Annotated in this window: 21 protein-coding genes and 1 pseudogene; 14 read left to right on the top strand and 8 right to left on the bottom strand. The window is 71.4% G+C overall.

Annotated elements, in window-relative coordinates; translation table 11 throughout:
* Positions 1 to 24: 24 nt before the first annotated feature.
* Positions 25 to 1,674, bottom strand: coding sequence for an ABC-F family ATP-binding cassette domain-containing protein (locus tag ACWD2L_RS19300; protein ID WP_351340532.1), 1,650 nt, complete (start codon positions 1,672 to 1,674; stop codon positions 25 to 27).
* 253 nt (positions 1,675 to 1,927) lie between these two features.
* Positions 1,928 to 2,287 carry a spore wall synthesis regulator SsgD gene (locus tag ACWD2L_RS19295; protein ID WP_351340572.1) on the bottom strand — a complete coding sequence of 120 codons (360 nt, stop codon included), beginning with the start codon at positions 2,285 to 2,287 and terminating at the stop codon, positions 1,928 to 1,930.
* 303 nt (positions 2,288 to 2,590) lie between these two features.
* On the opposite strand from ACWD2L_RS19295, the gene ACWD2L_RS19290 reads away from it, so the two are divergent.
* The 4 genes from ACWD2L_RS19290 to ACWD2L_RS19275 are packed head-to-tail and all read left to right on the top strand — an operon-like array spanning position 2,591 to position 6,648.
* The gene (locus ACWD2L_RS19290) at positions 2,591 to 3,715 is read left to right on the top strand and encodes an ABC transporter ATP-binding protein (RefSeq protein WP_451190274.1); all 1,125 of its coding nucleotides are present in this window, start codon (positions 2,591 to 2,593) and stop codon (positions 3,713 to 3,715) included.
* Positions 3,702 to 4,916 carry an ABC transporter substrate-binding protein gene (locus ACWD2L_RS19285; protein ID WP_451190271.1) on the top strand — a complete coding sequence of 405 codons (1,215 nt, stop codon included), beginning with the start codon at positions 3,702 to 3,704 and terminating at the stop codon, positions 4,914 to 4,916. The genes ACWD2L_RS19290 and ACWD2L_RS19285 overlap by 14 nt, the downstream gene beginning before the upstream one ends.
* A 1-nt stretch (position 4,917) precedes the next feature.
* On the top strand, positions 4,918 to 5,820 hold the full coding sequence (locus ACWD2L_RS19280; protein WP_351340526.1) for an ABC transporter permease: 903 nt from the start codon (positions 4,918 to 4,920) through the stop codon (positions 5,818 to 5,820).
* A gap of 12 nt (positions 5,821 to 5,832) precedes the next feature.
* A complete protein-coding gene (locus ACWD2L_RS19275) occupies positions 5,833 to 6,648 on the top strand; it encodes an ABC transporter permease (RefSeq protein WP_351340523.1) in 816 nt (271 codons plus the stop codon).
* On the opposite strand, the gene ACWD2L_RS19270 is transcribed toward ACWD2L_RS19275, so the two are convergent.
* Genes ACWD2L_RS19270 through ACWD2L_RS19255 form a run of 4 tightly spaced genes read right to left on the bottom strand, consistent with a single transcriptional unit; the run spans position 6,649 to position 10,573 of the window.
* Positions 6,649 to 7,644, bottom strand: coding sequence for an iron-siderophore ABC transporter substrate-binding protein (locus ACWD2L_RS19270; RefSeq protein WP_351340521.1), 996 nt, complete (start codon positions 7,642 to 7,644; stop codon positions 6,649 to 6,651).
* 39 nt (positions 7,645 to 7,683) lie between these two features.
* Entirely contained in the window at positions 7,684 to 8,508 is an 825-nt protein-coding gene (locus ACWD2L_RS19265) for an ABC transporter ATP-binding protein (protein ID WP_351340519.1), read from the bottom strand.
* Positions 8,509 to 8,510: 2 nt separating this feature from the next.
* Positions 8,511 to 9,557 (bottom strand): FecCD family ABC transporter permease, encoded by a 1,047-nt coding sequence (locus ACWD2L_RS19260; RefSeq protein WP_351340516.1) that lies wholly within the window; start codon positions 9,555 to 9,557, stop codon positions 8,511 to 8,513.
* Entirely contained in the window at positions 9,554 to 10,573 is a 1,020-nt protein-coding gene (locus ACWD2L_RS19255) for a FecCD family ABC transporter permease (RefSeq protein ID WP_451190264.1), read from the bottom strand. The genes ACWD2L_RS19260 and ACWD2L_RS19255 overlap by 4 nt, the downstream gene beginning before the upstream one ends.
* Before the next feature lie 129 nt (positions 10,574 to 10,702).
* On the opposite strand from ACWD2L_RS19255, the gene ACWD2L_RS19250 reads away from it, so the two are divergent.
* Genes ACWD2L_RS19250 through mgtA form a run of 4 tightly spaced genes read left to right on the top strand, consistent with a single transcriptional unit; the run spans position 10,703 to position 14,881 of the window.
* The gene (locus tag ACWD2L_RS19250; RefSeq protein ID WP_451190261.1) at positions 10,703 to 11,269 is read left to right on the top strand and encodes an MSMEG_1061 family FMN-dependent PPOX-type flavoprotein; all 567 of its coding nucleotides are present in this window, start codon (positions 10,703 to 10,705) and stop codon (positions 11,267 to 11,269) included.
* Positions 11,270 to 11,319: 50 nt separating this feature from the next.
* Positions 11,320 to 11,886 (top strand): Uma2 family endonuclease, encoded by a 567-nt coding sequence (locus ACWD2L_RS19245; protein ID WP_351340514.1) that lies wholly within the window; start codon positions 11,320 to 11,322, stop codon positions 11,884 to 11,886.
* Between the two features lie 27 nt (positions 11,887 to 11,913).
* Positions 11,914 to 12,303: an ArsR/SmtB family transcription factor gene (locus ACWD2L_RS19240; RefSeq protein WP_351340512.1), complete on the top strand. Its 390-nt coding sequence runs from the start codon at positions 11,914 to 11,916 to the stop codon at positions 12,301 to 12,303.
* Between the two features lie 10 nt (positions 12,304 to 12,313).
* Positions 12,314 to 14,881 carry a magnesium-translocating P-type ATPase gene (gene mgtA / locus ACWD2L_RS19235; RefSeq protein ID WP_451190257.1) on the top strand — a complete coding sequence of 856 codons (2,568 nt, stop codon included), beginning with the start codon at positions 12,314 to 12,316 and terminating at the stop codon, positions 14,879 to 14,881.
* A gap of 4 nt (positions 14,882 to 14,885) precedes the next feature.
* Here mgtA and ACWD2L_RS19230 read toward each other — a convergent pair whose 3' ends face one another.
* Positions 14,886 to 16,352 carry an LCP family protein gene (locus ACWD2L_RS19230; RefSeq protein ID WP_451190254.1) on the bottom strand — a complete coding sequence of 489 codons (1,467 nt, stop codon included), beginning with the start codon at positions 16,350 to 16,352 and terminating at the stop codon, positions 14,886 to 14,888.
* Between the two features lie 114 nt (positions 16,353 to 16,466).
* On the opposite strand from ACWD2L_RS19230, the pseudogene tatA reads away from it, so the two are divergent.
* The 5 genes and pseudogenes from tatA to ACWD2L_RS19205 all read left to right on the top strand — a co-directional run.
* Positions 16,467 to 16,628 (top strand): annotated as a pseudogene (tatA, locus tag ACWD2L_RS19225) (Sec-independent protein translocase subunit TatA); the annotation flags it as partial.
* Positions 16,629 to 16,681: 53 nt separating this feature from the next.
* A complete protein-coding gene (locus tag ACWD2L_RS19220) occupies positions 16,682 to 17,257 on the top strand; it encodes a TerD family protein (RefSeq protein WP_351340507.1) in 576 nt (191 codons plus the stop codon).
* 110 nt (positions 17,258 to 17,367) lie between these two features.
* A complete protein-coding gene (locus ACWD2L_RS19215) occupies positions 17,368 to 17,949 on the top strand; it encodes a TerD family protein (protein ID WP_351340504.1) in 582 nt (193 codons plus the stop codon).
* Positions 17,946 to 19,004 carry an acyltransferase family protein gene (locus tag ACWD2L_RS19210; protein WP_351340502.1) on the top strand — a complete coding sequence of 353 codons (1,059 nt, stop codon included), beginning with the start codon at positions 17,946 to 17,948 and terminating at the stop codon, positions 19,002 to 19,004. The genes ACWD2L_RS19215 and ACWD2L_RS19210 overlap by 4 nt, the downstream gene beginning before the upstream one ends.
* A gap of 22 nt (positions 19,005 to 19,026) precedes the next feature.
* Complete coding sequence (locus ACWD2L_RS19205; RefSeq protein ID WP_351340499.1) at positions 19,027 to 19,755, top strand: endonuclease V; 729 nt, start codon at positions 19,027 to 19,029, stop codon at positions 19,753 to 19,755.
* Here the strand turns inward: ACWD2L_RS19205 and ACWD2L_RS19200 are convergent.
* Positions 19,727 to 20,908: a saccharopine dehydrogenase family protein gene (locus ACWD2L_RS19200; protein ID WP_351340497.1), complete on the bottom strand. Its 1,182-nt coding sequence runs from the start codon at positions 20,906 to 20,908 to the stop codon at positions 19,727 to 19,729. The genes ACWD2L_RS19205 and ACWD2L_RS19200 overlap by 29 nt on opposite strands.
* Positions 20,909 to 21,240: 332 nt before the next feature.
* Between ACWD2L_RS19200 and ACWD2L_RS19195 the strand changes: the two genes are divergently transcribed.
* Positions 21,241 to 22,410 (top strand): CaiB/BaiF CoA transferase family protein, encoded by a 1,170-nt coding sequence (locus tag ACWD2L_RS19195; RefSeq protein WP_351334860.1) that lies wholly within the window; start codon positions 21,241 to 21,243, stop codon positions 22,408 to 22,410.
* The last annotated feature ends 5 nt before the right edge of the window (positions 22,411 to 22,415 follow it).

Raw genomic sequence — 22,415 nt, 5'->3', positions numbered from 1 at the left:
CCAATTTCTGGACCGGCTACTTGACTACGCGGCCCGCACCTCCTCCAGCGTCGTGTCCCGCAGCGTCCCGTCCATCAGCAGCCACCGCGTCACGCCGATCGACTCCAGGAACGGCAGGTCGTGGCCCGCCACGATGAGCGCGCCCTCGTACGACTCCAGGGCCGACGTCAGCTGGTGCACGGACGCGATGTCCAGGTTGTTCGTCGGCTCGTCCAGCATCAGCAGCTGCGGCGCGGGCTCCGCGAGCATCAGCGCGGCGAGCGCCGCACGGAAGCGCTCGCCGCCCGACAGCGTCCCCGCCGGCTGGTCGGCCTTGGCCCCCTTGAACAGGAAGCGGGCGAGCCGCGCCCGCACCCGGTTGTTGGTGGCGTCCGGCGCGAACCTTGCCACGTTCTCGGCGACGCTCAGCTCCTCGTCGAGCACGTCGAGCCGCTGGGGCAGGAAGCGCAGCGGCACGTGGGCGAGGGTCTCGCCCGCGACCGGTTCGAGCTCACCCGCGATGGTGCGCAGGAGCGTCGTCTTGCCCGAGCCGTTGCGCCCGACGAGCGCGATGCGTTCGGGGCCCCGCAGCTCCCACTCGCCGTCCACCCGTGCCCCGTAAGCGAGTTGGAGCCCGCGCAGGGTGAGTACGGAGCGGCCCGGCGGCACGGCCGTGTACGGCAGGTCGACGCGGATCTCGTCGTCGTCGCGCACCGCCTCCACGGCCTCGTCGAGCCGCTCCTTCGCCTCGGCGAGCTTCTCCTCGTGCAGGATGCGGTGCTTGCCCGCGGAGACCTGTGCGGAGCGTTTGCGCAGCTTCATCACCGCCCTCGGTTCGCGTTTGATGTCGTACATCTTCTGGCCGTAGCGCTTGCGCCGCGCCAACTTGACGTGGGCGTCGGTCAGTTCGTGCTTCTGCTTCTTCAGATCGGACTCGGCGACCCGCACCATCCGCTCCGCCGCCTCCTGTTCGGCGGCGAGCACCTCTTCGTACGCGGAGAAGTTCCCGCCGTACCAGGCGACCTCGCCGTCGCGCAGATCGGCGATCTGGTCGACGCGGTCGAGGAGTTCACGGTCGTGGCTGACCACGATCATGACTCCGGACCACGCCTCCACGGCGGCGTACAGGCGCTGCCTGGCGCGCAGGTCGAGGTTGTTGGTGGGCTCGTCGAGCAGCAGTACGTCGGGGCGGCGCAGGAGGAGTGCGGCGAGCCGCAGCAGTACGGACTCGCCGCCGGAGACCTCGCCGATCGTGCGGTCCAGGTCTACGTGGCCGAGACCCAGCTCGCCGAGCATGGCTCCCGCCCGCTCCTCGACGTCCCAGTCGTCGCCGACCGCGGTGAAGTGCTCCTCCCGTACATCGCCGGCCTCGATGGCGTGCAGGGCGGCGCGGGTGACGGCGATGCCGAGCGCCTGGTCGACGCGGAGTGCCGTGTCGAGGGTGACGTTCTGAGGCAGGTAGCCGATGTCGCCGGACACCCGCACGGTGCCGTCGGTCGGGGTCAGCTCACCGGAGATCAGCTTCAACAGGGTTGATTTCCCTGCCCCGTTGAGGCCGATGAGCCCGGTGCGGCCGGGGCCGAAAGCGACCTGGAGTCCGTCGAAGACGCCGGTGCCGTCGGGCCAGGCGAAGTCGAGGGCGGTGCAGGCGACGGAGGCGGGGGCGGAGCCCGGGTGCGTGGAGGAATGTGACATGAGGCGGCCTCGCGGTTTGCTCGGTGTGAACGGTGGGATGCAACGCGTTCGAGACACCGCGGGGGCACGGAAGGCCTGCTGCGGGAGGACGGCTCGGGAGAAACCGAGGTCGGCACACGGCGGCACGGACACGCGAGCGAGCGGCGTGTCATGCGCGGTGTCTCAGGACCTCAGTCGAGCAACGTCCTTCTCCTATCGACGGCAACAGAACCGTCAACCAAGGTAGAAGTACCTGCCGGAGCCGTCAAAGGATTTAACAGGCGTCCCGCAGTAGCTCCTCCAGGTCGCCGTCCACGTCCACGTGCGACGCCTCCTCGCCGACCGGCACCAGCTCCGTCGTCTCCGCCAGGAAGCGGCGCAGCTCGCCGGTGCGGATGTGCACGATCGCCGTGCCCTCCGTCGCGTGGAACTCCAGGACCGTGCGGTCGTACCCGTACGGCTTCACCCGCACGTCACCCGCGCCCGCCGGACCGCTCACCCCGCCGGTGAGCAGTTCACGGGCGAACGTCCAGCTCACGGCGATGCCTTCGAGGGTGGCCGGGGCCGGAAAGGACATGCGCACGGCGAACGGGTCGCGGACGTCGTAGCGCAGGGTCGCCGGAATGTGCGCCATGCGCGGCGCGGCGGCGACGAGACGGGCCTCGACGGCTTGCTCGATGACGGACAACGCCTGCTCCCTTGTGACGGCTGGACGGTGGACCACTGCACGGCCTCATATGTAGAGACGGCGGAATGAGGGAATCCGTGCGCCTGAACCCGGTCAAATTCGAGTGACCTCTGTCACCGGATCCAACCGTGGTGCGGGTGTGACCGTCGGTACTGCTGGGATGGCAGGCGCGTCAATTCCCGTACAAAGGTGATCTGCGGGCCTCCCGCACCCTTGTGGCTGTCGTTGAAGTGTGCATGATCTACGGCTATGGCCACCGCCAAGGAGGGCGCAGCGATCGGGCTGCGGGACCTGTGCAAGTCGTTCGGCGAAGTGCGCGCCGTCGACGGGCTGGAACTCGACGTCGCCGAGGGCGAGTTCTTCTCGCTGCTCGGTCCTTCCGGATCCGGCAAGACGACCGTGCTGCGGCTCGTCGCCGGCTTCGAGGCTCCCTCGGGCGGCACGATCCATCTCGCGGGCGAGGACGTGACCCGGCGCGCGCCCTTCGAACGCGACGTCACCACCGTCTTCCAGGACTACGCCCTGTTCCCGCACATGAATGTCGAGCAGAACGTCGGCTACGGCCTGAAGGTGCGCGGCGTCCCGCGCCGGGAGCAGGCCGAGCGGGTCCGCGCCGCCCTCGCGTCCGTCCGCCTCGAGGACTTCGGCGGGCGCAGGCCGGGACAGCTCTCGGGCGGGCAGCGCCAACGCGTTGCCCTGGCGAGGGCGTTGGTGGTGCGCCCGCGCGTCCTGCTGCTCGACGAACCCCTCGGAGCCCTCGACCTCAAGCTGCGCGAGCAGATGCAGGTCGAGCTAAAGGAGTTGCAGCGCGAGGTCGGCATCACCTTCGTCCTCGTCACCCACGACCAGGCCGAGGCCCTCGCCCTCAGCGACCGCGTCGCCGTCATGCACGCGGGACGTGTCGAACAGGTCGGCACGCCGAGGGAGTTGTACGAGAGCCCGGCCTCCGCCTTCGTCGCGTCCTTCGTCGGCACCTCCAACACGCTCACCGGGGCCGCCGCCGAACTGCTCGTCGGGAGAGCGGGCACGTTCGGTGTCAGGCCCGAGAAGATCCGCGTCCTCGACCCCGGTGCGGAGCACGCCCGCGAGGACCACAGCGAGGTGCGCGGCACCGTGGCCGACGCCGTGTACCTGGGGGACAGCACCCGCGTCGTCGTCGACACCGACGCGGGCGTGCGCTTCGTCGTCATACGCCAGAACACCGGCCCCGCCGACAGTGCGGACGGCACGGGCGACCCGGACGGCACGGCGGACGCGCCCGCGCCGCCCGGCGCCCGCGTCCTCCTGCGCTGGCACCATCGGCACAACGTCCCTCTGTACCAGCCAAGTCGACTCACCCCGACGACCTGGGAGTGTTCACGTGCGCGCAACTAGGACCCTGATGGCCGGCGCCGCGCTCGGCGGCCTCCTGCTCGCCACCGCCTGCGGCTCGTCCGACGACGGCGGCGGTGGCGCCAAGGGCGCGCCCGGCGGGCAGGGCTTCACCCCGCCGAAGATGTCCGCCCCGAAGTCCCTCGGCAAGACCGAGGGCGAGGTCAACCTGATCGCCTGGGCCGGCTACGCCGAGGACGGCTCCAACGACCCGAAGGTCGACTGGGTGCACCCCTTCGAGGAGCGGACCGGCTGCCAGGTCTCCACGAAGGTCGCGGGAACCTCCGACGAGATGGTCAACCTGATGAAGACGGGACAGTACGACGCCGTCTCCGCGTCCGGCGACGCCTCCCTGCGCCTGATCGCCTCCGGCGACGCGGCCCCGGTCAACACCGACCTCGTGCCCAACTACCGAGATGTTTTCCCGGGGTTGAAGACGCAGCCCTGGAACTCGGTCAAGAAGGTCGCGTACGGCATCCCGCACGGCCGCGGCGCCAACCTCCTCATGTACCGCACGGACAAGGTGAAACCCGCACCCGACTCCTGGAAGGCCGTCTTCGACGACGCAGGGCAGCACAAGGGCCGCGTCACCGCCTACGACTCGCCGATCTACATCGCCGACGCCGCCCTCTACCTGATGAAGACCAAGCCGGACCTCGGCATCAAGGACCCCTACGCCCTCGACCAGAAGCAGTTCGACGCGGCGGTCGCCCTGCTGAAGAAGCAGAACGCCAACGTCGGTGAGTACTGGAGCGACTACCTCAAGGAGGTCTCCGCGTTCAAGAGCGGAGACTCCGTCGTCGGCACCAGCTGGCAGGTCATCCTGAACACCGCGCAGGGCGAGAAGGCGCCCGTGAAGGCGATCCTCCCGAAGGAGGGCGCCACCGGCTGGTCCGACACCTGGATGGTGTCCGCCAAGGCCGAGCACCCCAACTGCGCCTACAAATGGCTCGACTGGATCGTCTCGCCGAAGGTCAACGCCCAGGTCGCCGAGTACTTCGGCGAGGCCCCCGCCAACGCGAAGGCCTGCGAGGAGACCGCCGACCCCAAGCACTGCGCGACGTACCACGCCGACGACGCCGCGTACTGGAAGAAGGTCCACTTCTGGACCACGCCCATCCCGCAGTGCCTCGACGGCCGCACCGACACCAAGTGCGTGCCGTACGCGAAGTGGGTGCAGGCGTGGACGGAGATCAAGGGGTGACGTGTCACTGACCTCGAAGCGGGGTGACTCGGAGCGGGCCGCGGGTGTCTCGAAGCGCGCCGCCGGAGCGCTGCACCGCAGCCCCCGGCTCCGCCTGTCCCTGCTGCTCGCCGCGCCCCTGACCTGGCTGGTCGTCGCCTACCTCGGCTCGCTCGCGGTCCTGTTCCTCTCCGCCCTGTGGACCACGGACCCGTTCACGTCGGACATCGTGCGGACGTGGACGCTGGACAACTTCAAGGCACTGTTCACGACCGGGGTGTACCGCCAAGTGGCCTTGCGGAGCGTAGGAGTCGCGCTCGGTGTGACGGCGCTGTGCATCGTCATCGCCTTCCCGATCGCGTTCTGCACGGCGCGCGTCGCGAAGCCGCGGTGGCGCCCGCTCCTGGTCGTCGCGATCCTCACACCCCTGTGGGCGAGCTACCTCGTCAAGGCGTACGCGTGGCGCGTCATGCTCGCCCAAGGGGGCCTGCTCGACTGGCTGTTGAAGCCCTTCGGTCTCGACGCGCCCGGCTACGGGCTCGTCGCGACGGTCCTCGTCCTGACCTACCTCTGGCTCCCGTACATGATCCTTCCGATCCACGCGGGCCTCGAACGCGTCCCCGACAGCATGCTCGACGCCTCCGCCGACCTCGGCGCCCGCGCCTGGCGCACCTTCCGCACGGTACTGTTCCCGCTCGTCCTGCCGTCGGTCGCGGCCGGTTCGGTCTTCACGTTCTCGCTCAGTCTCGGCGACTACATCGCGGTCCAAATCGTGGGCGGGAAAACGCAGTTGATCGGCAATCTCGTCTACGCGAACATCACGCTCGACCTGCCGCTGGCGGCGGCGCTCGGCACCGTGCCGGTCGTGGTGATCGTCCTGTACCTGCTGGCGGTGCGCCGCACGGGTGCGCTCAGCAGCCTCTGAAGGGGGCCAGAGATGCACCTGTCCCGCCCGGCACGCATCGCGCTCCGCGTCGGCGCCGGCCTCGGCTTCGCCGTCATCTACGTCCCGCTGCTCCTGGTCGTCGTCAACTCGCTGAACCCCGACCGGAGTTCGGGCTGGCCGCCGCCCGGCCTCACCTTCGACTGGTGGCGCGACGCCTGGCACAGCGCGGGCGCAAGAGACGCGCTGTGGACGTCGGTGAAGGCGGGCACCGCCGCCACGGCGATCGCCCTCGTCCTCGGCACACTCGCCGCGTTCGCGGTGTCCCGCTACCGCTTCTTCGGCCGCGAGGCGATCTCCTTCGCGGTGGTCCTGCCGATCGCGCTGCCCGGCATCGTCACCGGCGTCGCCCTCAACACGGCCTTCCGCACGGTCCTCGAACCGATCGGCATCGGCCTCGGCCTGTTCACGGTGGTCGTCGGCCACGCCACGTTCTGCGTCGTGGTCGTCTTCAACAACGTCGCGGCCCGGCTGCGCCGCCTCGCCTCCTCGTACGAGGAGGCCGCGATGGACCTCGGTGCCGGCCCCTTCCGCACCTTCCGTGACATCACGTTCCCGCTGATGCGCTCGGCGCTCGCGGCGGGCGGCCTCCTCGCGTTCGCGCTGTCCTTCGACGAGATCGTGGTGACGACGTTCACGGCGGGCGCGGGCGTCCAGACCCTGCCCATCTGGATCTTCTCCAACATGTCCCGCCCCCAGCAGGCCCCCGTGGTCAACGTGGTGGCCGTCGTCCTCGTCCTGCTGTCCGTGATCCCCGTGTACGTGGCGCAGCGACTGTCGTCGGACACGGCGGCGGGGAGCCGGGTGTGACTACTTGAGCTTGTCCGCGAACAGCGGCACCACGTGCTTCAGCGCGTACCGCACCGACAGGACGGAGTCGGTCGCGAACGCCGAGCTGATGTTCTTGTCGTCGAAGACGAGCGAGTGGCCCCTCTTCGCCGCCGGGATCGCCTTGTACAGCGGGTCGTCGGCGATCTTCTTCGCGGTGGTGCCGATGGGTGCCATCACCATGAGGTCGGCGTCCAGCATCTGGAGGTTCTCCTCCGACACGGGCACGGAGAACGCGCTGCCGGCCTTCTTCTCGACGGCCGGGTTGTTCTTGAAGCCGAGCCGCTCCACGAAGTCGATGCGGCCGGTGCCGCGCACGTAGGCGCCCCAGGCGGAGGCGGTGCGCGAGGCGATCGTGATGGTCTTCCCCTTGAACTCCGGGTGCTCCTTCGCGGCCGCGGCGAACTCCTGCTCGGTGTCGTCGATCAACTTCTCGCCCTTGTCGGCGAGGCCGAGTGCCTGCGAGACCATCTCGGTCTGCTTCTTCCAGGGGGTCTTGTACTGGTCGCCGCCCTTGGGGACGCCGACCGTCGGCGCGATCTTGTTGAGGGTGTCGTAGCGGGTCTTGTCGCCGCTGGCCTTGGTGTCGAGGATGAGGTCCGGCTTGAGGGCCGCGATCTTCTCGTACTCGGGCTCCAGCGTGCCGATCTTCTGCGGGGACTTGTCGTACTTCCCCTTGGCCCACGGCCCGAGGCCGTCGCCGCCGAACGCCAGCCAGTCGCTCGCCCCCACGGGCTGCACGCCGAGCGCGAGCGCCGTCTCCGCGTCGCCCCAGCCGAGGGCGACGACCCGCTTGGGCTGCTCCTCGACCGTGACGGTGCCGAACTTGGTGGACACCTTCGCCGGGAAGGCGCCGGAGGACTTCTGGCCGGAGCCGTCGGCGGCGTCGCTCTTCTCGGATCCGCAGGCGGCGAGCGAGCCGGTGAGGGCGAGGGCGGCGGCGCCGATGAGCAGTCTGCGAGGGGCAGTGCGGGCCATGGTGTGTGTTCTCTCTACGAAGGGGTACGGAGGTGGGGGCTACCGGATGTGGTGGCGCCCCATGGGGACGATCAGCGGGGTGCCGGACGCCGGGTCGGGGATGACGGTGCTGCGCAGCCCGAACACGTCGTCGACGAGGGACTCGGTCACGACGTCGGCGGGCGCGCCCTCGGCGACAATCCGGCCGTCCTTCATGGCGATGAGGTGATCGGCGTAGCGGCAGGCCAGGTTGAGGTCGTGCAGGACGACGACGAGGGTGACGCCGCGCTCCCGGTTGAGGTCGGTCAGCAGGTCGAGGACGTCGAGCTGGTGGCTGATGTCGAGGTAGGTGGTCGGCTCGTCGAGGAGGAGCACGTCGGTCTCCTGGGCGAGCGCCATCGCGATCCACACGCGCTGGCGCTGGCCGCCGGAGAGCTGGTCGAGGGGCCGGTCCGCGAGGTCGAGGACGTCGGTCGCGTGCAGGGCGGCGGCTACCGCCTCGTCGTCGGCGGCCGTCCAGCGGCGGAACCAGCCCTGGTGCGGGTAGCGGCCCCGGCCCACCAGATCGGCGACGGTGATGGACTCGGGCGCCACCGGCGTCTGCGGCAGCACACCGAGGACCGCGGCGACCTCCTTGGTCGACGTCCGCTGGATGTCGCGCCCGTCGAGCAGGACCGCGCCGTCGGTCGGCGTGAGCAGCCGGGCCATGGAGCGCAGCAGCGTCGACTTGCCGCAGGCGTTGGGGCCGACGACGACCGTGATGCGGCCCGCCGGGATGTCGGCGTCGAGGCCGGAGATGATCCGCCGCTCGCCGTAGCCGAGTTCGAGGCCGCGGGCCTGCAGGGTGTGCGGGGATGCCACGGTCTTCTCCTTGCTGGTGGTCATGGTCAGCCGCCCGTCCCCGCGCGGTTGGACCGGGCGAGCAGCCACAGCAGATACGGGGCGCCGATCACGCTCGTCACGATGCCGACCGGCAGTTGGGTGCCGGACAGCAGGTGCTGCCCCACGAAGTCGGCGACCGTCACGAGCAGCGCCCCGGTCAGGGCGGCCGGCAGCAGCGCCGCGCCCTGCCCCGGCACCAGGCGGCGCGCGATCGGCGCGGACACGAAGGCGACGAAGCCGACCGGGCCCGCGGCGGCGGTGGCCACGCCGGCCAGCGCGGTGGCGCAGGCGAGGAGGGCGAGCCGGTCCCGCTCGACACGGGCGCCGAGTCCGCCGGCGGTGTCGTCGCCGAGCTGGAGCGCGGTGAGGGCGCGGGCGGCGAGCGCGGTCAGCGGAAGCAGCAGCACGGCGGCCCCGAGCAGCGGCCAGAACTGGGGCCAGGACCGGCCGTTGAGGCTTCCGGCCAGCCACAGGAACGCGGTCTGCGCCTCGGTCACGTCGGAGCGCGTCATCTGGTACGAGATGAGGCTGGACAGGCCGGTGCCGACGCCGAGCCCGATGAGGACGAGCCGGTAGCCGGTGACGCCCTTGCGCCAGGCGAGCAGATAGACGGCGGCTCCCGCCACCAGCGCGCCGGCGAGCGCGACGGCCGACAGGGAAGGACCGCTCAGCCCGGCTATCGCCCCGGCGAGCACGACGGCGGCGCCCGCGCCCGAACTCACGCCGATGATGTCGGGGCTGGCCAGCGGATTGCGCAGCAGCGTCTGGAAGACGGCGCCGGAGAGCCCGAAGCAGCAGCCGACCAGGAGCGCCAACAGGGCGCGGGGGAGCCGGAGTTCGAGGATCACGAACTGTGTGCCGCTGTCGCCGCCTCCGAACAGGGTGCGTACGACGTCGGCCAGCGGGAGCGTGTAGTCGCCGAGGCTGAGCGAGACGCACAGCGCGGCGAACGCGGCCGCGGCGAGCGCCGCGCTCACGGCGGTGAACCGGGCACGCCCCCGGCGGCGTACGGCGGCGACGCGTCCGGCGGCGGGACGCAGCTCGGTGTTCACAGCTCGACCGTCTTTCTGCGGCGTACCAGGACGACGAAGGGGATCGCGCCGAGCGCCGCCGTCATGACGCCGACCTGTACCTCGCCGGGGCGAGCGACGAGGCGTCCCGCGACGTCGGCGAGGAGTAGCGCGGAGGGTGCGATGAGCGCGCTGTACGGCAGGATCCAGCGGTGGTCGGGGCCGGTGATCAGGCGCGCGGCGTGCGGAACGGCGAGCCCGACGAAGGCGATCGGGCCCGCGACGACGGTCGCCGCCCCGCACAGCAGGACCACGCAGGCCGCCGCGCCGAGCCGGGCGAGCGCGATCCGCTGGCCGAGGCCGCGCGCGGTGTCGTCGCCGAGGGCGAGGGTGTTGAGCTGCGGTCCGAGGGCGAGGGCGAGCACGGCGCCGACGGCGATGAACGGCAGCGCCTGCCACAGCACTTCGGGCTCGCGCCCATTGAGCGAGCCGACCTGCCAGAATCGGAACTGGTCGAAGGCGCGGCTGTCGGTGAGCAGCATGGCGCTGGTCACCGAGCCGAGGGCGGCGGCCACGGCGGCGCCGGCCAGGGCGAGTTTCACGGGCGTCGCGCCGTCCCGGCCGAGGCTGCCGACGCCGTACACGAGGACGGCGGCGAGACAGGCTCCGAGGAAGCCGAACCAGATGTACTGCGAGGGGTCGCTCAGCGAGAGCACGCTGATGGCGAAGACGACGAAGACGGAGGCACCGGCGTTGACGCCCAACAGGCCCGGATCCGCGAGGGGGTTGCGGGCCACGCCCTGCATCACGGTGCCCGCGAGCCCGAGCGCCACCCCGGCGAGGAGCCCGGCGGCCGTGCGGGGCACGCGGACCTCACGCACGATCAGCTGGGCCCGGTCGGCGCGGTCCGGGTGGAACAGGCCTGCCACGACATCGCCGAGCGGGACGTCGCCGGAGCCGACGGCGAGGCTGAGCAGAACGGCGCCCGCGAGTACGAGGGCCAGGGGGAGCAGCCCGGCGAGCAGGGATCCGCGGGGTCTCCGCGCTATGAGTGGCACCGTTCCGTCCTGTTCACCGTGTTGCCGCGCAGCGGCAGGCGCCGGAACCGGGCGCTCCGAACATTAGGGGAGCCTAACCTAACATCGGATAAGGTACGAGAATCAACCACCTCGGACTCAGGAGTCGGCTTGCCGCACGTCACGGACACCCTCGCGACCGGATCGCCCCGACTCCCCGAGGGCTGTGAGGAGTTGACGTCCCCGGCCCTGCTGCGCGAGATCCTCGGCGAGCCCTGGCCCATCGTGATCGAGAAGGTGCACGGGGAACTCACCGAGAAGGACCGGGGCTTGCTGGCCCGCTCACCGTTCTGCCTCGTCTCCACGTCCGACGCGGACGGCAACTGCGACACCTCGCCGCGCGGCGACGCCCCCGGCTTCGCGCACATCGTCGACGACCGCACGATCGCCCTGCCGGACCGCCCCGGCAACCGCCGCGGCGACAGCTTCCACAACATCATCCAGAACCCGCACGCGGGCTTGCTCTTCCTGATACCCGGCGCCACGGACGTCCTGCGCATCAACGGCCGCGCCCGCATCCTCACCGACGCCCCCTTCTTCGCCGACATGACGGTCAAGGGCCAACCCCCGAGCCTGGCCCTCCTCCTGCACATCGACGAGATCTACCTCCACTGCCCCCAGTCCCTCCGCCGCGCGGGCCTGTGGCGGCCGGAGACGTGGGAGGGCGCGGAACAGTAGGCTGGCGAGGCGGTACGGGAAGCGTCGGGCACTCGCGAGGGAGGTACGTCATGACCGCCGAGATGGTCGCACCGGACTGGATGCACACGCCGATCACCGCGGAGCAGTACGACTCCTGGAGCGAGGAGCAATGCGCCGGCATCGAGGTCGTGGACGGGATGGTTGTCGTGAGCCCCAGCGCATCCAAACGGCACAACCGGCTCGCCCGCATCCTGGCCAATGCCCTGGATGCCGCCGCCGGCGCGGACTGGAACGCCGACACCGACTTCGACGTACGCCTTCAGGACGTCCCCCTCACCAATCGGCGACCCGACGTCACCGTGTACCGGGCCGACACCATCGACCTCACCCCCACCCGCCCCGAACACGTGCTCCTCGTGGTCGAGGTCGTGTCACCCGGCTCGGAGACCACCGACCGGATCGTCAAGGTCGACCAGTACGCGAAGGCGGGAATCCCCTTCTACTGGCGCATCGAACAGGCCGTCACCGGCCTCCCGATCGTCTACACGTACGTCCTGGACCCCGCGAACAAGACCTACCGGGACGGCGACGTGTTCACCGGCACGGTGAAGGCCACCGCGCCCTTCGAGCTGACGGTCGACCTCGGAGCCATCTGAAGCGCGCCTAGACTTGCCCCTGCACGCATGCCGGCAGTGGGACAGGAGTGGACAGTGGTGGCAGGGGCCAGGCGGTTCGAGGATCCGTCCGCCGATGTGCTCGCCGAGGCGGCCGAGGCGTTCGCGTTGCTCGCGTCGCCGGTGCGGCTGCACATGGTGTGGGCCCTCGCGCAGGGCGAGAGCGATGTGAGCGGGCTCGCCGAGCGGGTGGGCGGCGCGCTGCCCGCCGTCAGCCAGCACCTGACCAAGCTGAAGCTCGCCGGCCTCGTACGGTCCCGGCGCGAGGGCCGGCGGCAGGTGTACTACGTCGACGATCCCGAGGTCGTGAGCGTGGTCCACCTCATGATCGGCCAGCTCACCGAGCGCGCCGAGCAGGCCAAGGCGCCGGTGCGCCGCCTGCGTGGCGCGGGAGCCTGAAGGCCGGCCCGTGGCCGTTCCCGAACCGGCCGAGCGGACCGGCTCGGTGCCGCAGCCGCGTACCGCCCCCGAGGGTCCGAGTGCGCTGCAGACGCTGCGTGCTCTGGACGCGAGCCCGCGCGGACTGACCGCGGACGAGGCCGAACGGCGACTGGCCCGGTACGGCGGCAACACCCTGCCCACCGCCCGGCAGCCCTCGTGGCCGCTGCGGATGTGGCGCAGCCTGCGCGACCCGTTCACCACCGTGCTGTTCTGCCTCGGGCTCGTCTCCGCGCTCGTCGCCTCCTGGGGCACGGCCTGCGTCATCCTCGCCCTGGTCATCGTCAGCAGCGTGCTGCGCACGCACGGCGAGTACCGGGCGGACCGGGCCGGCGCCGGGCTGCGCGAACTCGTCGCGGGCACCGCGAGCGTGCAGCGCAGGGACCGCCCCGGCGACGCACCACGCGTGCGTGAGATCCCGGTCGACGACCTCGTACCCGGCGACGTGGTGCGCCTCGCGCCCGGCGCCCTGGTACCCGCCGACGTACGCCTGTTGAAGGCGCGCGGCCTCACCGTGCACCAGGCCGCCCTCACCGGCGAGTCCGCGCCCGTGCCGAAGGAACCGGCCGACCTGCCGGACGGGGACGGCGAGGGGCACCTGCTGTTCCAGGGCAGCAGCGTCGCCTCCGGCAGCGGCACCGCGGTCGTCGTCGCGACCGGCGCCGACACCCGCTTCGCCGCCGTGCACGGAGCGCGCCGCGACCGACCCGCGAGCGCCTTCGACCGCAGCGTGCACGGCATCTCGTGGGTGCTGATCCGCTTCATGCTGCTGACCCCGCCGCTGGTGCTGATGGCGAACGCGGCGGTGCGCGGCCGGGGCCTGGAGACCCTGCCCTTCGCGGTGGCCGTGGCGGTCGGCCTCACCCCAGAGATGCTGCCGGTCATCGTCACCATCTGCCTGGCCCGCGGCGCCTCCCTCCTCGCCCGCTCGCACGGCGTCATCGTGCGCCGTCTCCCCGCCCTGCACGACCTCGGCGCCGTCGACGTGCTGTGCGTCGACAAGACCGGCACCCTCACCCGCGACCAGCCCGCCGTCGACCCCGACCGCACCGAGCCGGAGGCCCTGCACTGGGCGGGCGCCTCCGCCTGGTGGACGCTGCAGACCGCCGAACTCACCGACCCCGACCCGCTCGACGAGGCGCTGCTCGCGGCCACGGGCCCCGAGGACTGGGACGCGTACGACGGTGTCGACGCCCTGCCCTTCGACCCGGTACGCCGCCTGGCCACCGCCGTCGTGAAGGAACCCGGCACCCTCGGCGTGCACGTCCTCGCGGTGAAGGGCGCCGTGGCGGAGGTCCTGGAGCGTTGCGCGCTCGACGAGGACGAGCTGGCCGCGGCGCACAAGCGGGCGGACGACCTCGCTGCCGACGGCGTCCGTCTGCTGGCCGTGGCCACCGCCGAGCGCACGGCCCGCGCCCGCGGCTACACCCCGGCCGACGAACGCGGCCTGACCTTCCAGGGCTTCGTCGCCTTCCACGACGCCCCGGCCGACACCGCGCACGACGCCGTCCGCGCCCTCGGTGAGCGCGGCGTCACCGTCAAGGTGCTCACCGGCGACCACCCGGCCACCGCCACCCGCGTCTGCCGCGACGTGGGCATCGAGCCCGGCGAGGTCGTCGTCGGCGCCGACATCGAGCACCTCGACGACGAGCGGCTGGGGGAGCTCGCCGCCCGCACCACCGTGTTCGCCCGCTGCACCCCCGAGCACAAGGCCCGCGTCATCGCCGCCCTGCGCGGCCGCGGCCACACCGCCGGATTCCTCGGCGACGGCGTCAACGACCTGCCCGCCCTGCGCGCCGCCGACGTCGGCGTCTGCCCCGCCGGAGGCGTCGACGTGGCCCGCGAGAGCGCGCACGTGGTGCTCGCCGACAAGGACCTCACGGCGCTCGAACACGCCGTCGTGGCGGGCCGGCACTCCAGCGCCAACATCGCCTCGTACCTGCGGATCACGCTCTCCTCCAACCTCGGCAACGTGATCGCGATGCTCGCCGCGGGCCTGCTGCTGCCGTTCCTGCCGATGCTGCCGCCGCAGGTCCTCGTCCAGAACCTGTGCTTCGACGTGGCCCAGCTCGCGCTCGCCTTCGACCGGCCACGGACGGCCGCGCTGCGCCGCCCCACCGTGCTGCGGCCCCGGCCCTTCCTGCACTTCATCACCGGCTTCGGCGCCCTGGGCGCGCTCGCCGACCTCGCGACCTTCGGCGCGCTCGCCCTGTGCCTGCCCGGCTCCCTGAACATCGGCGACCAACAGGGCTTCCACGCGGGCTGGTTCACGGAGAACCTGCTGACCCAGGCCCTCGTGATGCTGTTGCTGCGCACGGGCCGCAGGACCGCCGAGGGCCGTACGCCGGGCCCCGTGCGCTGGGCGGCGACGGGCCTCGCGGCCGTCGGCATCCTGCTGCCGCTGACCCCGCTCGGCCCGTGGCTCGGCGTCTCCGGCCTGCCGCCGCTCTACTACCCGCTGCTCGCGGCGATCCTCGTGGCGTACGCGCTGGCGCTGGTCCTGCTGCGGCGCAGGGGCAGCTGGGCGGAGCAGCCGTAGGGCCTCACCCGTACGACAGGTGCGAGCAGATGTCCTGGTCCGCCGAGCGCGCGGTGTCGGCCACGCCGGAGGGCACCGTCGTCGGGGTCGGCGTCGGCGAGGCCGCGCTGCCCGGCCGGTAGTCCGCGCCGAGGACCACGCCGATGCCCGGCGCCGTGCCCGCGGTCAGTTCGGCGTCGGGGAAGAGCCGGGCGACGGCCGAGGCGTGGGCCTTCTCGCCGGGGCCGTAGGTGATGGTCGTGGTGGCGCGGGCCCGGTCGGCGGCGTTGCCGGTCGCGGGGACGGTGAAGCCGCGGCCGGTGAGCGCCGCGGCGGCGTCGGCGGCGAGGCCGGGGGTGGCGGTGCCGTTGTAGACGTTGACGGAGACGCCTTCGCCCGAGATCTCCTCGGTGGCGCTCGGGCTGGGGGACGAACCCGCCTTGGCACCGCCCTTCTTGCCGCTCGCGTCCTTGCCGTCGAGCGTGCGGTCCTTCTTGAGCGCCGCCCACAGCGCGTCGGCGTCCGGGTGCACGACGGCGACGCGGTTGCCCTCGTACTTCCAGGGAATGGTGACGAACTTGGTGTTGTGCAGGTCGACGTCCTTCATCGACATCGCGAACGACAGCAACTTGTCCGCCGAGCCCAGACCGGGGTCGACGGTCATCGACTTCGTGGCGGCGTCGGCGAGCGGCAACAGCTTCGTCGGGGTGAGGCCATCGGACTTGATCTTCTTGATGAGGCTGGAGACGAAGGACTGCTGGCGCTGGATGCGGCCGATGTCCGAGCCGTCGCCGATGCCGTGCCGGATGCGGACGTAGTCGAGCGCCCGCTGCCCGGCGACGGTCTGCTCGCCCTTTTTGAAGAGGCGCTTGCCCTGCGTGGGCCGGTTCGGGTTGAGGTCGTTCTGGTAGACGTCGTTCGGCAGGCAGACCCTGACGCCGCCGACCACGTCGGTGAGCTGCGAGAAGCCCTTGAAGTCGACGACGACGGTGTGGTCGACGCGCAGCCCCGTGAGCTGTTCGACGGTGTTCTGGGTGCAGGCCGGATTGCCCTCGGCGGTCTGGCCCGTCGTATAGGCCGCGTTGAACATCACGTTGGTCCGCGAGCTGCTCCACGTACCGTCGGGGAGCTTGCACGGCGGGATGGTGACCAGGGTGTCGCGGGGGATGGAGATGCCGACGGCGTGTCGGTGGTCGGCGTAGACGTGCAGCAGGAACGCGGTGTCCGAGCGGCCGATGTCGTGTCTGTCGCCGCCGCCGAGGTCGCTGTTCCCGCCGGTGCGTGCGTCGGTGCCGATCACCAGCACGTTCTCGCCCTTGGACGTGTCGGCGGGCCGGTTCCTGGACAGGCCGTCCGAGCCGAACGTGTCGATGTTCCCGTTCAGCTTCAGGTAGAGCCAGCCGGCGCCGCCGGTGATCAGGACGAGCACCGCAAGGCCCGTCACGAGTGTGATCCGCAGTCGGCTGCGCTTACGCCGTCGCCCCATACCCATGCCCTTGCTGTAGATCCACCCGTTGGTTGTACAGTTGCGCAATGTAGCAAGCGCGGCTGTGGGGGTGGGACGCCCACTCCGGTCGCGGTCCGACCACGACAAGAGGTGAACGCCATGTTCCGCAACGCACTGGAGCCCTGGCACCTGTTGGTCCTGGGCGTCGTGATCATCGTGCTCTTCGGGTCCAAGAAGCTGCCGGACACCGCACGCTCCCTGGGCAAGTCTTTGCGCATCCTCAAAAGCGAGACGAAGGCCATGAAGGAGAGCGACGAGACCGCGACACCACTTTAAGCTTTGCGCAAGTGTTGGAAATGATGGAGGTAGCAGCTGTGGGAGTTTCCCTGGGCAAGGGCGGCAATGTCTCGCTCAGCAAGGAGGCGCCGGGCCTGACCGCGGTAACGGTCGGCCTGGGCTGGGACGTGCGCACGACGACGGGCACCGATTACGACCTCGACGCGAGCGCCCTGCTGTGCGACGCGGCGGGGAAGGTGCTCTCGGACCGGCACTTCGTCTTCTACAACAACCTCACCAGCCCGGACGGCTCGGTCGAGCACACCGGGGACAACCTCACCGGTGAGGGCGAGGGCGACGACGAGAGCGTCAAGGTGAACCTCGCCGGGGTGCCCGCCGAGGTCGACAAGATCGTCTTCCCGGTGTCGATCCACGACGCCGAGACGCGCGGCCAGAGCTTCGGCCAGGTCCGCAACGCGTTCATGCGCGTCGTGAACCAGGCGGGCGGCGCCGAGATCGCCCGCTACGACCTCTCCGAGGACGCCTCCACCGAGACCGCGATGGTCTTCGGCGAGCTGTACCGGCACGGGGCGGAGTGGAAGTTCCGCGCCGTGGGCCAGGGGTACGCCTCGGGCCTGGCCGGTATCGCGCAGGACTTCGGCGTCAACGTCTGAGGCACGCGCCGCTCCGGCGCCGCCCGCTCCGGGACTCCGGGCGGGCGGCGCCTCGTACGACACCGTCCGATCACCCAGACCACCCGACCGCCCGACCAGAAAGCATCGCAATGTCCGTGAACCTGGCCAAGGGCCAGCAGATCAGCCTCAGCAAGGACACCGGCGACGCCCTCACCCTCGTACGCATGGGACTCGGCTGGCAGGCCGCGCCCCGCAAGGGCTTCCTCGCCAAGCTGACCGGCACCCGCGAGATCGACCTCGACGCGTCCGCCGTGCTCTTCTCCGGGAAGAGCTACGTCGACGTCGTCTTCTTCCGCCACCTCGTCAGCGAGGACGGGTCGGTGCGGCACAGCGGCGACAACCTCGTGGGCGGCACCGGGCAGGCCGACGACGAGTCCATCGCCGTCGAACTCCCGCGCGTGCCAAAGGAGGTCGACCAGATCGTCTTCACCGTGAACTCGTTCACCGGGCAGACCTTCGCCGAAGTCGGCAGCGCGTACTGCCGACTCGTCGACGAGACCACCGGGCAGGAACTCGCCCGCTACACGCTCGAGGGCGGCGGCGGCCACACCGCGCAGATCATGGCCAAGGTCCAACGCGAGGGCGGCGGCTGGCAGTTGAGAGCGATCGGGGAGCCGGCGGCGGGCCGGACCTTCCAGGACCTGATGCCCGCGATCACCCGCCACCTGTGAGCGTGACGGCGGTCCCGGCCGCCCGCACGGAGGTGCGGGCGGCGGGGGGCCGGGACGCGTTCTACGACAACGCGAAATATCTGGCGATCGTGCTCGTCGCGATGGGGCACGCGTGGGAGCCGCTGCGCGACGACAGCCGGGCCGCGGCCGCGCTCTACACCACGGTCTACGCGTTCCACATGCCGGCGTTCATCGTGATCTCCGGCTACTTCTCGCGCTCCTTCGACGCGAGCCCCGGCCGGCTGAAGCGGCTGATCACGGGCGTGGCCGTGCCGTACGTGGTGTTCGAGGTCGCCTACACCCTCTTCAAGCGGACGGCGGGCGACGACCCCGGCTATCCGGTCAGCCTGCTCGACCCCTGGTACCTGACCTGGTTCCTGATCGCACTCTTCGTGTGGCGGCTGACCACGCCGCTGTGGAAGGTGATCCGGTGGCCGCTCCCGCTGGCGCTCGCCATCGCGGCGCTCGCCTCGGTCTCGCCCAGCATCGGCGACGACCTGGACCTCCAACGCGTCCTGCAGTTCCTGCCGTTCTTCGTGCTCGGCCTGGTCCTGAAGCCGGAACACTTCCAGCTGGTGCGCCGCAAGGAGGCGCGGATCCTCGCGGTGCCGGTGTTCGCGGCGGCGCTGCTGTTCGCGTACTGGGCGGTGCCGAGGATGAACGCGGCCTGGTTCTACCGGCGGGACAGTGCCCAGGAGTTGGGCGCGCCCGGCTGGACCGGAGTGGCCATGACGCTGGCCATGTTCGGCTGCTCGGCGATCCTCGTCGCGTGCTTCCTCGCGTGGGTGCCGGGCCGCAAACTCTGGTTCACGGCGCTCGGCGCGGGAACGCTCTACGGATATCTGCTCCACGGCTTCCTCGCCAAGGGCTCCCGCTTCTGGGACTGGTACGACGTCGACTGGGTGCACACCCCGTGGGGCGAGATCACGGTGACCCTCATCGGGGCGGCCGTGATCACGCTGCTGTGCACACCACCGGTGCAGCGGACGTTCCGGTTCGTGATGGAGCCGAGAATGGACTGGGCGTTCAGACGGAAGCCCGAAGGCAAGGGCTAGGGCTGGGGCTAGGGTCGGACACATGGTGACGATCACGGGGGTGCCCGAAGGCTGGCCCGCGAACGAGGGCGCGGCGCGCGGGATGCAGGACGCGCTGCGCGACCGTGTCGTACGGGACGAGGCCGGGCCGCCGCCGGGTGCCGGCACGGTCACCGGGATCGACGTCGCGTACGACGACGAGCGGGGCGTCGTCGCGGCGGCCGCCGTCGTCCTGGACGGCGCGACGCTCGACGTGGTCGAGGAGGCGACGGCCCTCGGGGAGGTCGCCTTCCCTTACGTGCCGGGCTTGTTGGCGTTCCGCGAGATCCCGGCGGTCGTGGGCGCGCTCGAGGCGCTGACCACCGACCCCGGTCTCGTCGTCTGCGACGGATACGGGCTCGCCCACCCGCGCCGCTTCGGGCTCGCGAGTCACCTGGGCGTGCTCACAGGCCTGCCCACCATGGGCGTCGCGAAGAACCCGTTCGTCTTCTCCCACGGCGAGTTGGGCGCACGGCGGGGGAGCACGGCGGCGCTCCTCGACGGCGCCGAGGAGGTCGGCCGCGCGCTGCGCACCCAGGACGGCGTGAAACCGGTGTACGTGTCCGTGGGCCACCGGATTTCGCTCGACAACGCGTGCGCGCACGCGTTGTCGCTCACGCCGGCGTACCGCGTCCCGGAGACGACCCGCCGGGCCGACCGCCTGTGCCGGGACGCGCTCGCCGAGCTCGTCGGCGGCGGCGCGGTCAGCGTTCGGCCGCGACCCGGAACGTGATGCCGGCCGACCGCAGCCGCTCGATGAGGGCGTCGCCCATCGCCTCCGTGGTCGTCACCTGCCCTGCCGTGTCCGGGAGTTCGTCCCGTACGAGACACATCGCGGACTCGGCGAGCATCTTCGCGGTCTCGCCGTAGCCGGGGTCGCCGCCCGACACCTCCGTGTAGACGCGGCGCCCGCCGCCCTCGCCCACGAACCGCACCGAGAACCGGCTCTTGGCCCGGCGCGCCTCGTCCGGGCCGTCGCCCGGCTTGAGCCGCCCGCTCAACCACCGCCGTACCGGCGGCACTTGGGACGCGGCGAACAACGCGCCCATCCCCGCCACGCCACCGACCGCGAACGGCAACGTCCGCACGGCCGCGTAGTGCCGGTAGCGGAAGTCGGGGCCATAACGCTCGACGGCCCGCGCCGAACGCTGTACCACCTGCGGGTCGATCGTCGGCAGCGGCAGGGCCCACGCGCCGATCTCCTTGGCGTAGCGCGGGGTGCCGGTCGGCGCGTACGCCGTGCGGTCGATCGGGCGGGGCTCGTGGCGGCGCCGCTCCTGCTGGGCGGCGAGCATCTGCCGGGCCCGCGAGAACTGGTTCAGGGCGGACGCGAACGTGCCGCCGGAGAGCGTCGCGTTCGTCCGTACGAAGCCGTCGACGCGCAGCGGCACGCCCTCCGGCAGCTGCTTGACGGTGTAGTACGCGCCCAGGTCGTGCGGGATGGAGTCGAAGCCGCAGGCGTGCACGATGCGGGCGCCGGTGTCGCGCGCGAGGGCGTCGTACCGCACGTACATGAGGTCCACGAACTCCGGCTCGCCCGTGAGGTCCACGTAATCGGTGCCCGTGCTCGCGCAGGCGGCGACGAGCGCTTCGCCGTACTCCAGGTACGGGCCCACGGTCGTCGCCACCACGCGTGTGTTGACGGCCAGTTCGCGTACCGAGGCCCGCTCGGCGACGTCCACGCGCACCAGTGGGAGTACCGCGCACTCCGGGTTGATCTCGGTCAGCCGCTCACGCAGCCGCTCCAGCTTCGTGGTGTCGCGTCCGGCGATCGCCCACCGCAGTCCCTCGGGTGCGTTGGCCGCGAGGTACTCGGCGGTGAGTACCCCCACGAACCCCGTCGCCCCGAAAAGCACCACGTCGTACGTCCTGCTCGACTCGTTCATGCCACCCCTCACCCTCGTCGCGCGCCGCTGCCGGTGGCCGAGGCTAACCCCTCCGCACTGGAACCCCCCGCCCCACCCCTTCCCGAAAGCCCTGCCGGGCGGGCCTGCTCAATCGCCGCAGGGGCTTGATAGATCAAGCCCCTGCGGCAAATCAAGCCCCGCCGGCGATTGAGGCGCGGGGTCCGGGGCGGAGCCCCGAGGGCGCGACGCCGGTGGGGCGCAACCAGAGAATTGGCTAAGCGCTTGCTCGCCAGGGTCTTGTGTCGACCGGCCCAGGTTCATAGCATCACTGGTGTTACATCAATGGTGTCACAAGCTGAGGACGGCCCGGAATGGCAGTGGCAGGCACGGAAAGCGCCCCCCGCACCGGCGGCCCGCTCGCCGGGATGCGCGTGGTAGAGCTGGCCGGGATCGGCCCGGGCCCCTTCGCCGCGATGCTCCTCGCCGACCTCGGGGCCGACGTCGTACGCGTCGACCGCCCCGGCGGCCAGGCGCTCGGCGTCCCCCCGGAGTACGACGTCACGAACCGCAACAAGCGCTCCGTGGTCGTCGACCTGAAGGCGGCGGACGGCGCCGAGCGGGTGCTGCAACTCGCCGCGCGCGCCGACGTGTTGATCGAGGGATACCGGCCGGGCGTCGCCGAGCGGCTCGGCATCGGCCCCGACGCGTGCCACCACCGGAACCCGAAGCTGGTCTACGGCCGGATGACCGGCTGGGGCCAGGATGGCCCGCTCGCCCAGCGCGCGGGCCACGACATCGGCTACATCGCGCTGACCGGTGCCCTCGGCATGACCGGCGACCCCGACCGGCCGCCCGTGGCCCCCGCGAACCTGCTCGGCGACTACGCGGGCGGCTCCCTGTACCTCGTCGTCGGCATCCTCGCCGCCCTGCACCACGCCCGAGACACCGGCACGGGACAGGTCGTCGACGCCGCGATCGTCGACGGCACCGCACACCTGAGCACGATGATCCACGGGATGCTCGCGGCCGGCGGCTGGCAGGACCGGCGCGGGGCCAACCTCCTCGACGGCGGCGCCCCGTTCTACGGCACGTACGAGACGGCCGACGGCAAGCACATGGCGGTCGGCGCCCTCGAGCAGCGGTTCTACGCCGAGTTCGCCGAACTCCTCGGACTCGGCGAGGTGGCCGACGCCCGCGGCGACCTGGGCCGCTGGGACGAGCTGCGCGCCGCCGTCACCGCCCGCTTCAAGGAACGTACGCGGGATGAGTGGGCCGCCGTCTTCGAGGGCTCGGACGCCTGCGTCGCGCCCGTGCTCACCCTCGGCGAGGCCCCGCACCACCCGCAGCTCGCCGCCCGCGGCACCTTCGTCGACCACGGCGGCCTCACCCAGCCGGCGCCCGCACCCCGCTTCTCCGCCACCCCCACCAGCGTCCACTCGGGCCCCGCCCAGCCAGGCGCCGACACCTCCGACGTCGCCCGCGACTGGGACGTACCGGCACTGAACGAGCCCACGAACGGGCCCACTACGAAAGGCAGTTGATCGCG

Source organism: Streptomyces sp. NPDC002754 (assembly GCF_053592315.1).
Note: the sequence above shows the minus strand (reverse complement) of the source record. Positions and strands in the feature narration are given on the sequence as shown.